Origin of the sequence: Clostridium sp. JN-9 (genome assembly GCF_004103695.1) — a bacterium.
In the GTDB taxonomy this organism is placed as follows: Bacteria; Bacillota; Clostridia; order Clostridiales; family Clostridiaceae; genus JN-9.
On record NZ_CP035280.1, the window covers coordinates 341,966 to 355,873 of the forward strand.

13 protein-coding genes and 1 other RNA gene are annotated in these 13,908 nt (G+C 36.0%); all 14 read left to right on the forward strand.

All coding sequences use genetic code 11. The annotated features are described in order from the left end of the window. Positions 1 to 112 precede the first annotated feature (112 nt). A complete protein-coding gene (locus EQM05_RS01685) occupies positions 113 to 1,306 on the forward strand; it encodes a phosphoglycerate kinase (protein ID WP_128748341.1) in 1,194 nt (397 codons plus the stop codon). A 52-nt stretch (positions 1,307 to 1,358) separates the two neighbouring features. After that, entirely contained in the window at positions 1,359 to 2,105 is a 747-nt protein-coding gene (gene tpiA, locus EQM05_RS01690; RefSeq protein WP_128748343.1) for a triose-phosphate isomerase, read from the forward strand. Between the two features lie 36 nt (positions 2,106 to 2,141). Continuing rightward, positions 2,142 to 3,671 (forward strand): 2,3-bisphosphoglycerate-independent phosphoglycerate mutase, encoded by a 1,530-nt coding sequence (gene gpmI, locus EQM05_RS01695; protein ID WP_128748345.1) that lies wholly within the window; start codon positions 2,142 to 2,144, stop codon positions 3,669 to 3,671. Between the two features lie 40 nt (positions 3,672 to 3,711). Next, on the forward strand, positions 3,712 to 5,007 hold the full coding sequence (eno, locus tag EQM05_RS01700; protein WP_128748347.1) for a phosphopyruvate hydratase: 1,296 nt from the start codon (positions 3,712 to 3,714) through the stop codon (positions 5,005 to 5,007). A gap of 239 nt (positions 5,008 to 5,246) precedes the next feature. Further along, positions 5,247 to 5,477 carry a preprotein translocase subunit SecG gene (gene secG / locus EQM05_RS01705; protein WP_128748349.1) on the forward strand — a complete coding sequence of 77 codons (231 nt, stop codon included), beginning with the start codon at positions 5,247 to 5,249 and terminating at the stop codon, positions 5,475 to 5,477. A 72-nt stretch (positions 5,478 to 5,549) separates the two neighbouring features. Then, a complete protein-coding gene (locus tag EQM05_RS01710) occupies positions 5,550 to 7,577 on the forward strand; it encodes a sodium-translocating pyrophosphatase (RefSeq protein ID WP_128748351.1) in 2,028 nt (675 codons plus the stop codon). A 120-nt stretch (positions 7,578 to 7,697) separates the two neighbouring features. Further along, positions 7,698 to 9,938: a ribonuclease R gene (rnr, locus tag EQM05_RS01715; RefSeq protein ID WP_128748353.1), complete on the forward strand. Its 2,241-nt coding sequence runs from the start codon at positions 7,698 to 7,700 to the stop codon at positions 9,936 to 9,938. A gap of 117 nt (positions 9,939 to 10,055) precedes the next feature. Next, the gene (gene smpB / locus EQM05_RS01720; RefSeq protein ID WP_128748355.1) at positions 10,056 to 10,526 is read left to right on the forward strand and encodes an SsrA-binding protein SmpB; all 471 of its coding nucleotides are present in this window, start codon (positions 10,056 to 10,058) and stop codon (positions 10,524 to 10,526) included. A 191-nt stretch (positions 10,527 to 10,717) separates the two neighbouring features. Then, positions 10,718 to 11,049, forward strand: a transfer-messenger RNA (tmRNA) gene (gene ssrA, locus EQM05_RS01725). A gap of 684 nt (positions 11,050 to 11,733) precedes the next feature. After that, a complete protein-coding gene (locus EQM05_RS01730; protein ID WP_128748357.1) occupies positions 11,734 to 12,039 on the forward strand; it encodes a PadR family transcriptional regulator in 306 nt (101 codons plus the stop codon). Continuing rightward, positions 12,039 to 12,386: a DUF1048 domain-containing protein gene (locus tag EQM05_RS01735; RefSeq protein ID WP_128748359.1), complete on the forward strand. Its 348-nt coding sequence runs from the start codon at positions 12,039 to 12,041 to the stop codon at positions 12,384 to 12,386. Before EQM05_RS01730 ends, EQM05_RS01735 begins: the two co-directional genes overlap by 1 nt. Positions 12,387 to 12,395: 9 nt before the next feature. After that, positions 12,396 to 12,746, forward strand: coding sequence for a DUF1048 domain-containing protein (locus EQM05_RS01740; RefSeq protein ID WP_128748361.1), 351 nt, complete (start codon positions 12,396 to 12,398; stop codon positions 12,744 to 12,746). A gap of 11 nt (positions 12,747 to 12,757) precedes the next feature. Then, entirely contained in the window at positions 12,758 to 12,946 is a 189-nt protein-coding gene (locus EQM05_RS01745; protein WP_128748363.1) for a cysteine-rich KTR domain-containing protein, read from the forward strand. A 114-nt stretch (positions 12,947 to 13,060) separates the two neighbouring features. Beyond that, on the forward strand, positions 13,061 to 13,840 hold the full coding sequence (locus EQM05_RS01750; protein ID WP_128748365.1) for an ATP-binding cassette domain-containing protein: 780 nt from the start codon (positions 13,061 to 13,063) through the stop codon (positions 13,838 to 13,840). Positions 13,841 to 13,908: the final 68 nt, after the last annotated feature.

Below are 13,908 nucleotides of genomic sequence, written 5' to 3' on the forward strand. Positions count from 1 at the left end.
GTTATGAGTCAAGTTTAGAGTTATGAGTCGAGTTAAGAGTTATGAGTTTAGAGTTGACAGTTGATGTTTGCAGTTTAAAGTTGATAGTTAATATGAAGTGTGAGGTGTAATTATGAATTTTAACAAGAAGACAATAGAAGATGTAGATGTAAAAGGAAAGAGAGTATTAGCAAGATGTGATTTTAATGTACCATTAAAGGATGGGGTAATAACAGATGAGAGCAGATTAAAAGGAGCCCTTCCAACAATAAAATACCTTATGAGTAATGGTGCTAAGGTGATACTTTGCTCACATCTTGGAAAAGCAAAGGGACCAGATCCAAAATTGACATTAGCTCCTGTAGCTAAAAGATTATCAGAAATGCTTGGAAAAGAAGTAGTATTTGCTGCAGATGATACAGTTGTTGGAGAAAACGCAAAAGCAGCAGTAGCTAAAATGAAGCCTGGCGATGTGGTATTACTTGAAAACACAAGATATAGAAAAGAAGAAGGCAAAAATGAAGACAATTTTTCAAAAGAGCTGGCATCACTTGCTGATTTATATGTAAATGATGCTTTTGGAACAGCACACAGGGCTCACTGTTCAACAGTTGGAGTTACAAAATTTATAAGTACTGCAGTGTGCGGATTTTTAATCCAGAAAGAATTAAAATTCCTTGGAGATGCTGTTGAAAAGCCAGTAAGACCATTTGTGGCTATATTGGGCGGAGCAAAGGTTTCAGATAAGATAAATGTAATAAATAATTTATTAGAAAAAGTAGATACATTAATTATAGGCGGAGGAATGGCCTATACATTTCTGAAAGCACAGGGATATACTATTGGAAAGTCATTAGTTGAAGAAGAAAAAGTAAGTTATGCTAAAGAAATGATTAAAAAAGCAGAATCAAAGGGCGTAAAATTATTATTGCCTGTGGATAATATAGTGGGAGCTGAATTCTCAGCTGACACAACACCAGTTACAACTAAAGATCAGAATATACCAGATGGCTGTATGGGATTAGACATCGGACCAAAAACTTCCAAGATATATGCAGATGCTGTAAAGGATGCTAAGACAGTAGTATGGAACGGACCAATGGGAGTATTCGAATTTGCTAACTTTGCAAAGGGAACTGTTGCAGTAGCAAAGGCTATGGCTGAATCAAATGCAACTACAATTATTGGCGGCGGAGACAGTGCAGCTGCAGTAAATCAGTTAGGGTTTGGAGACAAAATGACTCATATTTCTACTGGCGGTGGTGCTTCACTGGAATTCCTTGAAGGAAAAGAATTACCTGGAATAGCAGCTTTAAATGATAAATAATATCATAATATGATGCTGTTTAGGTAAATAAAAATATTGGAGGACGATTGTAATGAGAAAAGCAATAATAGCTGGAAACTGGAAAATGAATAAGACTATTTCAGAGGGAGTCAAATTAGTAGAAGAGCTGATTCCATTAGTTGAGGATGCAAAATGCGATGTAGTTGTTTGTCCAACATTTGTATGCCTTGATGCAGTTATAAAAGCTGCTAAGGGAACAAACATTAAAGTTGGAGCTCAAAATATGTATTTTGAAGAGAGCGGAGCATTCACAGGAGAGGTAGCACCAGCAATGCTTAAAGAAATGGGAGTAGAGTATGTTATTATAGGCCATAGTGAAAGAAGACAATATTTTAATGAAACAGATGAAACTGTTAATAAGAAGGTTAAAAAAGCCTTTGAACATGGACTAATTCCAATAATGTGCTGCGGAGAAAGTTTAGCTGAAAGAGAAGGAAACATAACTGAAGAAGTTATAGGAAGACAAATTAAACTGGATCTTGCAGGACTTAAAAATGAAGAAGTGGGAAAAATGATAATAGCATATGAACCAATCTGGGCTATAGGTACTGGAAAGACAGCTACTGATGAGCAGGCTAATGAAACAATAGCATTTATAAGAAAAGTAGTTTCAGGAATGTTTGGAGCTGAAACAGCTGATAAAGTTAGAATACAATATGGCGGATCAGTAAAACCAGCTACAATAAAGGCTCAAATGGCACAATCAGATATAGATGGAGCATTAGTTGGAGGAGCAAGCTTAAAAGCACCTGATTTTGCAGCTATAGTTAATTATTAATTCACCAATGAATTACAATGAAATGGAGAAATTATAATGAGCAAAAAACCTGTAATGTTAATGATTTTAGATGGTTTTGGATTAAGCGAAAAAGAAGATGGAAATGCAGTTAGGGCAGCTTATAAACCTAATTTTGATAAATATTATTCTAATTATCCTCATACAGAACTGGGAGCCAGTGGGCTTGATGTTGGATTACCAAAAGGACAAATGGGAAATTCAGAAGTGGGCCATATGAATATAGGCGCTGGAAGAATAATTTATCAGCAATTGACAAAAATAACTAAAGACATAGATGATGGAGTGTTTTTCAACAATGAAGCCATTAGCTGGGCAATGAATAAAGCAAAAGAAAATAACAGCGCACTTCATTTAATGGGCCTTCTTTCAGATGGAGGAGTACATTCCCATATAGATCATTTAAAGGGAATACTACAGTTTGCAAAGAAAAGCGGACTTAGCAAGGTATATCTTCATGCTTTCCTGGATGGAAGAGATGTGCCTCCATCATCAGCAAAGGATTATATAGCTGAAATTGAAAACTTCATGAAAGAAATCGGACTGGGAGAAATTGCAACTATATCAGGAAGATATTATGCAATGGACAGAGATAAGAGATGGGAAAGAGTTCAGCTTGCATATAATGCCATGGTACTTGGAAAGGGTGAAACGGCAGAAAGTGAAGCAGAGGCTGTAGAAAAGTCCTATCATGATAACAAAACAGATGAATTCGTTCTTCCAACTGTAATAGTAAAGAACGGAGCACCAAAGGCTAAAATAGAAAATAATGACTCAGTTATTTTCTTTAACTTCAGACCAGACAGAGCAAGAGAAATTACAAGGGCAATCAATGATAGAACTTTTGATGGATTTAAAAGAGAAGCCCTTAATTTAAATTTTGTATGCATGACTGAATATGACAGCACAATTGAAAATGTAAAGATTGCATATAAACCAGAAACCTACGCAAACACTCTTGGTGAGTATGTAAGCAGCATGGGCCTTAAACAATTAAGAATTGCGGAAACAGAAAAGTATGCACATGTAACTTTCTTCTTTAATGGAGGAGTTGAAATCCCAAATAAAGGTGAAGACAGAGCACTTATTCCTTCACCTAAGGTAGCCACTTATGATTTAAAACCAGAAATGAGTGCTTATGAGGTTACTGATGAGCTATTAAAGAGAATAGATTCAGATAAGTATGACATGATAATTTTAAATTATGCAAATCCAGACATGGTTGGACATACAGGAGTATTTGATGCTGCTAAAAAGGCTATTGAAGCTGTAGATAAATGCCTTGGAAAAGTTGTAGAGAAGATATTGGAAAAGCAGGGTACTGTATTTATAACTGCAGACCATGGTAATGCTGAGGTAATGGTGGATTATTCTACTGGAACTCCAATGACTGCTCACACCACTGACCCAGTGCCATTTATCTATGTAAGCAAAGATGCCAGAGAATTAAGGAAAAGCGGCATTCTTGCTGATATTGCACCAACAATGCTGCAGGTAATGAACATTAAAATTCCTGCAGAAATGACTGGAAAAAGTTTAATAAAGTAAAAATAATAACTATGGAAAAATTCAATAGGAGGGTAAATTAATGAAAAATTATATTGAGATTGTAGATGTTAAAGGAAGACAGATTTTAGATTCAAGATGTAACCCTACAGTAGAAGTTGAGGTTGCTCTGGAGGATGGAACAGTTGGAAGAGCCTCAGTACCATCAGGGGCTTCAACAGGAATATTCGAAGCTGTAGAATTAAGGGATAATGATAAGACAAAATATAATGGGAAAGGCGTCTTAAAAGCAGTTGATAATATAAATAACTCAATAGCACAAGAGTTAATAGGAATGAATGTATTTGATCAGGTTAAAATTGACAAGGCAATGCTGGCTCTTGATGGCACAGATAACAAGGAAAACCTTGGAGCTAATGCAATGCTTGGAGTATCACTTGCCTGTGCTAAAGCTGCTGCAGAATATCTTGGATTAAACCTGTATCAGTATATAGGCGGGGTTAATGCTAAAGTGCTGCCAGTTCCAATGATGAATATAATCAATGGTGGAAAACATGCTGACAATAATGTGGATTTACAGGAGTTCATGATAATGCCTGCAGGAGCACCAAGTTTCAGCGAAGCTTTAAGAATGAGTTCTGAAGTATACCACTCCTTAAAATCAATTTTAAAATCAAAAGGATATGATACAGGAGTTGGTGATGAAGGCGGATTTGCACCAAACCTTAAATCAAATGAAGAAGCAATTCAAATTATAGTTGAAGCAATAGAAAAAGCAGGATATACTCCAGGAAAAGATTTATTTATTGCTCTTGACCCAGCTTCATCAGAGTTTTATGAAAATGGCAAATATAATTTAAAGAGTGAAGGAAAGGTTCTTACACCTGAAGAAATGACAGATTATTATGTCAGCCTGGTTAACAAGTACCCAATTATATCAATTGAAGATGGAATGGCAGAAGAGGATTGGGACGGATGGAAGCTGCTTACTGAAAAGCTTGGTAGTAAGATTCAGCTTGTAGGAGACGATTTATTTGTTACAAATACAAAGAGATTAAGCATGGGCATAGAAAAAGGAGTTGCAAATTCTATACTTATAAAGCTTAATCAGATTGGAACATTAACTGAAACTTTAAATGCTATTGAAATGGCTGAGAGAGCAGGATATACTGCAGTGGTTTCACATAGAAGCGGAGAAACAGAAGATACTACTATAGCAGATTTAGTTGTAGCTGTTAATGCAGGACAAATTAAAACAGGAGCACCTGCAAGAACAGAAAGAGTTGCTAAGTATAATCAACTGCTTAGAATAGAAGAAGACCTTGAAGATGCTGCAGAATTTAGGGGATTAAAGTCATTCTACAATATAAAAAAGTAACTATAGCTAAACAACTTCAACTAGAACTTATACAGCGTGAAAAAGCGTTGAAGATTCGCTATTTTCCCACTGTATAAGTTAAGTTTACATATTGTTTATCAAGGGGGAGCACTACTTATAGTGCTCCCTTTAAATGTAAGAAAATTTTCAGCAGTAGTTGAGGAATTTAAATACATATGTTACAATTAGTTATATTCAATAATAAAGCTGATAAGCATAAATAATCTGGAGGTGGCATTATGAAAACTGCTATTATAGTTCTTCAAATAATTGTTTCTATTTTATTAATAGCGATAGTTTTGGTTCAACCAAGTAAAACAGATGGATTAAGTGGTCTTATGGGAGGAACTAGTGATACTTTTTTTGCTAAAAATAAATCTAGAACTTCTGAAGCAGTATTATCCAAAGCAACTGTGGTGCTGGCTATAATCTTTGGGGCTTTAGCAATGGCACAAAACATTATAAAATAAAAATTGTTTTAATAACAACGCAAGGCGTACTATAATTAAAAGCATAAAAATAAATATCTTAGGGGGCGACTCATGTTGAATAATTATATTATTTTTACTGTAGTGGCAGGCCTTTTGGCACTTACCTTTGCATACTTTTTAGCTAGTAGTATTGTCAAACAAGACCCGGGCAATGAACGAATGAGGGAAATATCAGGTTATATTCATGAAGGCGCTATGGCTTTTTTAACTAGAGAATATAAATATCTTTTAGTATTTATCCTAGTTGTAGATGCTGTAATAGTGTCTTTTTTGAATTGGCAGACAGCTGTATGTTTTACTTTAGGAGCTGCATTTTCAATACTTGCAGGATTCTTTGGAATGAATGTGGCTACCAGGGCTAATGTGAGGACTGCTGAGGCAGCATCTAAATACGGGCAGAACAAGGCACTAAAGATAGCATTTTCAGGCGGCTCAGTTATGGGCATGTGTGTTGTTGGACTTGGTGTTGTTGGGCTTGGACTTCTTTATTATATTTTTAATGGTAATGTGGGATATGTTACAGGATTTGGATTTGGAGCAAGCTCCATCGCACTATTTGCTCGTGTAGGCGGTGGAATATATACAAAAGCTGCCGACGTTGGAGCTGATTTAGTAGGAAAAATCGAAGCAGGGATACCTGAAGACGATCCAAGAAATCCTGCAGTTATAGCAGATAATGTGGGAGACAATGTGGGCGATGTAGCTGGAATGGGAGCAGATTTATTTGAATCCTATGTTGGGTCAATTATATCAGCACTTACGCTGGGAGCTGTACTATATAAAAATGGAGAGGGAGTTATGTATCCCTTTATTTTAGCATCCATAGGAATTATTTCTTCTATTATTGGAATACTTGTAGGGCGTAACAGCAAATCAGATAACCCACAGAAGGCTTTAAATTTAGGCACATATATAAGCGGTGCTATTGTGGTTATAGCAGGAGCAGTTTTAAGTACGAATATTTTTGGAAACTTAAAGGCTTTTTATGCTGTGGCAGCAGGGTTAATAGTTGGATTATTAATTGGAAAAATAACAGAAATATATACCTCATCAGATTATAAGTCAGTTAAAAAAATTGCTAGTCAATCTGAAACAGGTCCGGCCACTACAATTATATCAGGATTAGCTGTTGGAATGTATTCAACAATGTGGCCAATGATACTTATTGCAGTAGGAGTTATCATTTCATATTATACTATGGGTGGATCTTCTAATGCTGTTATGGGGTTGTACGGGGTATCCCTTGCAGCAGTGGGAATGCTGTCTACAACAGGAATAACTGTTGCTGTAGATGCATATGGACCAATTTCTGATAACGCTGGTGGTATAGCAGAAATGTCTAATCTTCCCGAAGAAGTGAGAAATATAACAGATAAATTAGATTCTGTTGGGAATACAACAGCTGCAATTGCAAAAGGCTTTGCCATAGGATCAGCTGCACTGACAGCCCTTGCATTGTTTGCTTCCTATGCTCAGGCTGTAAACTTAAAAATAATAGATTTACTAAATCCATTTACTTTAGTTGGATTATTTATTGGTGCTATGCTTCCATTCCTGTTTGCTGCAATGACCATGGAATCTGTGGGAAAAGCAGCTAACGAAATGATAGAGGAAGTAAGATGGCAGTTTAAAAATATAAAAGGGATTATGGAGGGAGAAGCTACTCCGGATTATAAAAAATGTGTTGATATTTCAACAGCAGCAGCTCTTAAAGAAATGCTTCTGCCAGGAATACTTGCAATAGTTACACCTATTGCAATAGGCATACTTCTTGGGCCAGATGCTTTAGCCGGCCTTATAGTAGGTGCAGTATCTACTGGTGTACTGGTAGCTATTTTAATGGCCAATGCAGGGGGAGCATGGGATAATTCTAAAAAGTATATTGAAAGCGGTGAACACGGAGGCAAAGGAAGCTATGCTCATAATGCATCAATAGTAGGTGATACTGTTGGTGATCCATTTAAGGATACATCAGGTCCATCTATGAATATACTAATCAAACTTATGACAATAGTTTCCCTTGTATTTGCACCAATTATATTAAAATATGGCGGAGTATTATCAGGATTATTTAAATAAATTTGCAGGACTTACTATTGAAATTTAAGGATAGTAAGTCCAATTTGTATATAGGAATATTTATTGAACTTTAGTAAAAAATAAACATTATGTAATGATAAACACAGGAGGTGGAATTAAATGAATATTAGAGAAAATCTGCTGGCATTTATGCAGGAATTGGCATACAAGCCAATGGACATAAAGGAGCTTTCAAAAATATTTGATATTAAGAAAAAAGAAAGACCAGAATTTGAAGAACTGTTAAATCAAATGGAAAAGGATGGACAGATAGTTAAGAATAGAACTGAGCACTATGGCATACCAGAAAGAATGGGATTAGTTGTAGGAAAGTTTCAGGGACATCACAAGGGTTATGGTTTTGTAATTGCCGAAGTTGAAAGGCCGGACATATTTATACCTTCCAGCAATGTAAATGGTGCAATGAATGGAGATAAAGTAATAGCTAAAATATTAAAAGAAGAAAATGCGGGGAAAAAATGCGAAGGTGAAATAATAAGAATACTTGAAAGGGCCAATAAAACAATTATTGGAGTGTACGAAGACAGCAAAAACTTTGGATTTGTAGTTCCTGAGGATCAAAGAATATCCCATGATATATTTATACCAAAGGCAGATAGAAATGGTGCTAAAACAGGGCAGATTGTAATAGTTAAAATAATTACATGGCCTGAAAGCAGGAGAAATCCAGAAGGAAAAATCACTGAAATATTAGGCAATAAAGGTGATAAGGGTATAGATATATTAACTATTATTAAAAAGTATTCTCTGCCTGAAGAATTCCCAACAAAGGTAAGCAGTTTTGCTCAAAATATTTCTGAGGAAATACCTAAAAAGGAATATGAAAGAAGAAGAGATCTGAGAAATCTTAAAATAGTAACTATTGATGGTGAGGATGCTAAAGACCTGGACGATGCCATATCTATAGAAAAGCTCCAAAATGGTAATTATTATTTGGGAGTACATATTGCAGACGTATCAAATTATGTTAAGGAAAAGAACCCTTTGGACAGAGAAGCATTAAAGAGGGGTACTTCAGTATATTTAATTGACAGAGTTATACCTATGCTTCCTAAGGAATTATCAAATGGTATATGCAGTTTAAATCCAAAGGTAGATAGGCTTACATTAAGCTGCTTTATGGAAATTGATAAAACAGGTAAAGTGATAAATCACGATATATGCGAAAGTATAATAAAAACCAGTGAGAGAATGACTTATACAGATGTTACAAAGATACTCAGAGACAAGGATCCTGAAATGATGGAAAGATATTCATACTTACTGGAAGATTTCAAAACCATGGAGGAACTATGTGAAATACTATATAAGAAGAGGATAAACAGAGGTGCCATAGATTTTGATTTTCAGGAATGTAAAATTATATTAAATGATGTTGGAAAGCCAGTTGAAATAAGACCATATGAAAGGGCAACAGCCAATAGGATAATTGAGGAATTCATGCTGGTTTGTAATGAAACTATTGCAGAGCATATGTTTTGGGCTAATGTTCCCTTTGTATACAGAATACATGAAGAACCGGATGAAGAAAAGCTTCTTCATTTCAGCGAGTTTGCTCATAATCTTGGTTATACTCTGAGGGTAGGCCAGGAAGTGCACCCAAAAGCACTTCAGGAAATAATTGAAAAGGTAAAGGGAAAGAAAGAGGAAACAGTTGTAAGCACATTATTGTTAAGATCTATGATGAAGGCCAGATATTCTCCTCAGTGTGTAGGACACTTCGGCTTGGCAGCAAGATATTACTGCCATTTTACATCACCAATAAGAAGATATCCTGATTTAATTATTCATAGAATAATTAAGGAATACATTAATGGTGGAATAGATGAAAAAAGAGCAAACAGATTAACATCAGAGGTGGAAGTTGCAGCAAAGCAGTCATCTGAAGCAGAAATCGTGGCACAGGATGCAGAAAGAGAAGTTGACGATTTAAAGAAGGCCGAGTATATGTCTGAGAGAGTAGGAGAAGAGCTTACAGGCATCATTTCCTCAGTAACTAACTTTGGAATGTTTGTTGAATTACCTAATACAATTGAGGGGCTTGTCCATATCAGCAATCTCCATGACGATTACTATATTTATGATGAAAGACATTTATGCTTAATTGGTGAAAGAACAAAGAACATATACAGATTAGGTGATGAAGTTAAAGTAAAAGTAGCAAAGGTGGATATGATGCTGCACGAAATTTACTTTGATCTTGTTCCGGAAAATGGCAGTGATGAAGAAGAAAATAATGAAGCTGTTAATAACGAGGAAAATAATATTAAAAGTACGGAAGATGAAAGTCTTAAAGAGTACGATGTTCCTGTAGAGGAATTTGAAAGAAAACTAAGGTAAATAAAGGGAACATGGGAACCTCTGTTCCTTGACTTTAAAAGCTTAATTTAGTATAATTAATTACTAAAGTATTTAATATTAGTCAAATAATTCTAGAGTAAAAAAGTGGGTGTTTATATGGCAAAGGAAAGAAAAAACAAAACATTAGCAGAAAACAGAAAAGCTCGCCATGATTACTTTATAGAAGAAAGCTTTGAAGCCGGTATAGAATTAGTAGGAACAGAGGTAAAATCTATCAGAGCAGGAAGGGCAAATCTTAAAGACAGCTATGCAGATATTGTAAATGGTGAAGTTTTTGTGAGAAATATGCACATAAGTCCATATGAACATGGTAATATCTACAATAGGGATCCTTTAAGAGATAGAAAGCTTTTAATGCATAAAAGTGAAATAACCAGATTGCTTGGTTTTACAGCTCAAAAAGGTTATACATTAGTGCCTCTTTCACTATATTTGAAAAATGGAAGAGTAAAAGTAAATCTGGCTGTAGCTAAAGGTAAAAAGGATTATGACAAGAGAGATGCAATGCTTGAAAAGGCAGCAAAAATAGATATAGAAAGACAGATGAAAGAGCGAACCAGATATTAGTGGTATATGCAATTAGATTAAACATAACAAGTATTTACTTATTGATTAATAATCTGTTTTGATGTAATATAGTATTCGCCGGCAGAAATGCCGATGATAATATAAAACTTAATATAATTTAGTTTGCGATGCAGCAATAATGAGTAAATTAATTATTCATTGTTACCTGCCAATGAAATCATGGGGGCGTACTTGGTTTCGACGGGGGTGAGTTGCGTCTGAGAAGCGAGTCGAGGGAACCTGTGGGCCCGCGTTAAAAAACTATGGGATTAAATTTAAACGCAAACGATAATTTAGCTTTAGCAGCTTAGTTCTGCTACGTCCGTCCTTTGAGTCCCGCGGCTTAGGAATGGGCGTCGACAGCGGGGTACCGAGTCTAACAAAGCTTTGAGTTAGAAACGGAATTTATGAAGCTACTGAAATCTGAAGCCTGTCCTTAGGCGTCAGACAGAGGGAATGTTAAACTAAGGAATGCACTCGGAGATGCTCAGGGGTTACTGCTTTCGGACAGGGGTTCGATTCATAAGAGTCGCCTTAGGAAGTGATTCCTAAGTGAAAACCCGGCTTTATCGGTGAAACCGTAACGTGTTAATATGGCGACGGTAATACCGAGAGGTATGTGAGGAAACTCAACAGCCTTGTATCGACTTATAGATTCCTTCATTAATATAGTTATATATCTAGCTATCTATATAACTAGTTAACAATATACTATTAAGGAATACTAGGATAGGAGTTTAAAACTATACTTTGCTTCTATAATATGCCGGGTGTCTTACAGAAGTTGTAAGATAAAGATATAGTCAGCACCATTGGATAACAATGGGAAAGGGTGTCCCCTCGCCTCCACCAAATAAGAACTCAAATATTGATACAAACGAAACCCACTGATTTCAGTGGGTTTCAGTGTTTTTTGGAGAAAATTAAGGTGCTAAAAATAAGTTTTGAATTTAAAAATATGAAAACTTACTGGGAAAAATGCACACACCTATGGATTTTAACTAAGGGGTGTGCATTTTTGGATAGGTGGGTGCACTTTTTAGCTATAATATTTTATGAGGAATTACTTGGGGAAATATTTTGGTTTCTAAAAATAAATCTATTTACAACCATACTATTCAGTGATACTATATAGGTGTAGTAAGTAATACTAAATACATGTCATACAGAATAGCAAGGGGTGATTGCACTGGAGAACCTAACGGAAATGCTTAAAGGTGTACTTGAGGGATGCGTACTTGAAATTATAAGTCGCAACGAAACCTACGGCTACGAAATCACGCGGCAGCTGAACGCCCTCGGATTTTCGGACGTTGTGGATGGGACAGTTTACACCATTTTGGTGCGGCTTGAGAAAAACAAGCTGGTTGAAATTACAAAAAAGCCATCCGATATGGGACCACCTAGAAAGTTTTTCAAGCTCAACGATGCTGGGCGTGAAGAACTGCAGAAGTTTTGGAGAAAATGGGAATTTGTATCATCAAAAATTAACGAGTTAAAGGAGAAAAAGTAATGAATTTTTGGGAAAAGGTTACGGGAAGCGACATGACTAAAGAATTTAAAGCTTTTGAATCACGTGCCCAAAAACTGCCGATTGAGTATCAAGCAGCATGGGAACAAATCAAAGCTAATCTTTGGTCGCACTCAGATTTCACCGGCAGAAACCTGATGCCAATTCTTGATGGTGTGCTTGGATTGCTGGAAGAATCAGCGGTAGATGGTGAGAATGTGAAAGAGGTTTTGGGTGAAGATATCAAAGGCTTCTGTTCAGCGCTGGCTGGTATCGATGGGGCAAATTCTTTTCGCGACAAATGGCGCAAGCAGCTCAACAATAATATCGCTAAAAAATTAGGTAAATAGGAGGATAAAATGAGAATACAAGATATCATCGAAGGCAAAAAAGAGTGGAGAGCGCACATGGCGCGTGTTAAAGCACTCCCAAAAGATTATCAGATTGTTTATAAAGAGATTCAAAAATATCTTTATAAGGTCGGCCCTATTGAACTAACAGAAGGGATAGGATTGCTTTCTGGAATTATCGATCTTTTTGAAGAGGGTGCAGCCATAGGAAAAGGCGTACTCGAAGTAACAGGCAGTGACGTAGCGGCTTTCTGCGACGATCTAATCAAAGGTTCAAAAACCTACGCTGACATCTATCAAAAATCTGTTGACCAAGAAGTTAACAAAGCCATGAAAAAGGTTACGGATAAAACAAAGTAGGGGATGGTAGAGTGTGTAAATACGAGTGGATATTATGCCCGATCTGTGGCAACAAAACACGGGTTAAGATAGGGGTTGATACGGTACTTGAAAACTTCCCGCTATTTTGTCCTAAGTGTAAACAGGAAACGATAATTAATGCAAAACAACTGAATATATCAGTTATCAAAGAGCCAGACGCTAAGATGCAGAGCCGATAACCGTGAGTGAAATCACAGTTGTCGGCTCTTTCTTTATAAAATTAATCAAGCTGCATTGAAAGGATTAGGCTTAAGTTTGAGTAAGGTTACTATATTTTAGAGGAGGAAAAGAAAATGGGAAAAAATATTATACAAATTAAAGGGGTAAAGAAGTCTTTCAAAGATGTAGAAGTACTCAAAGGAGTAGATTTTGAAGTAGAACAGGGAAGTATCTTTGCATTGTTAGGTTCTAATGGAGCAGGAAAAACAACGATGATTAGAATTATGGCTACTTCACTTAAAGCAGATGCTGGAGGTGTTGTGATTAATGGCTATGATATTGAAAAAAATCCAGGAGACATTAGAGGCTCTATAAGTCTTACTGGTCAGTTTGCAGCTATTGATGATATTTTGACTGGCCGTGAAAATCTTCAAATGATAGCAAAACTTAGACATCTTAAAAATCCAAATCAAGTAGCAGATGAGTTAATTAACCGTTTTGGAATGTCAGAGGCTGCAGACCGTAGAGTTGGTACCTACTCTGGAGGTATGAAAAGAAGAATTGATATAGCAATGAGTCTTGTTGGGAATCCAAAGATTATTTTCCTAGATGAGCCAACAACAGGTCTTGATCCAGAAGCACGTTTAGAAGTTTGGAAGATTGTAAAAGAGTTATCAGCTGTAGGAACTACAATATTCTTAACAACCCAATATTTAGAGGAAGCAGAGCAACTTGCAGATAAAATCGCTATTCTCCATGGAGGAAAAATCATTGCTCTAGATACACTAGAAGGATTGAAAAAGTTATTTCCACCTGCAAAAGTTGAGTATATTGAGAAACAACCTACATTGGAAGAAATATTTCTAACAATCATTGGTAAGAAGCAATTTGGTAATATGTCAAGAACAAAATAAAAAGAAAATGAAATGATTCTTCAAAAAAAGGGTAACCCTAATAAACATACAGTCAAATCAGAATGTAT

Bases quoted from the DNA above. Each gene is read 5' to 3' on its own strand.
- EQM05_RS01685 (WP_128748341.1), top strand. From the start codon at position 113: ATGAATTTTAACAAGAAGACAATAGAAGATGTAGATGTAAAAGGAAAG.
- tpiA (WP_128748343.1), top strand. From the start codon at position 1,359: ATGAGAAAAGCAATAATAGCTGGAAACTGGAAAATGAATAAGACTATT.
- gpmI (WP_128748345.1), top strand. From the start codon at position 2,142: ATGAGCAAAAAACCTGTAATGTTAATGATTTTAGATGGTTTTGGATTA.
- eno (WP_128748347.1), top strand. From the start codon at position 3,712: ATGAAAAATTATATTGAGATTGTAGATGTTAAAGGAAGACAGATTTTA.
- secG (WP_128748349.1), top strand. From the start codon at position 5,247: ATGAAAACTGCTATTATAGTTCTTCAAATAATTGTTTCTATTTTATTA.
- EQM05_RS01710 (WP_128748351.1), top strand. From the start codon at position 5,550: ATGTTGAATAATTATATTATTTTTACTGTAGTGGCAGGCCTTTTGGCA.
- rnr (WP_128748353.1), top strand. From the start codon at position 7,698: ATGAATATTAGAGAAAATCTGCTGGCATTTATGCAGGAATTGGCATAC.
- smpB (WP_128748355.1), top strand. From the start codon at position 10,056: ATGGCAAAGGAAAGAAAAAACAAAACATTAGCAGAAAACAGAAAAGCT.
- EQM05_RS01730 (WP_128748357.1), top strand. From the start codon at position 11,734: ATGCTTAAAGGTGTACTTGAGGGATGCGTACTTGAAATTATAAGTCGC.
- EQM05_RS01735 (WP_128748359.1), top strand. From the start codon at position 12,039: ATGAATTTTTGGGAAAAGGTTACGGGAAGCGACATGACTAAAGAATTT.
- EQM05_RS01740 (WP_128748361.1), top strand. From the start codon at position 12,396: ATGAGAATACAAGATATCATCGAAGGCAAAAAAGAGTGGAGAGCGCAC.
- EQM05_RS01750 (WP_128748365.1), top strand. From the start codon at position 13,061: ATGGGAAAAAATATTATACAAATTAAAGGGGTAAAGAAGTCTTTCAAA.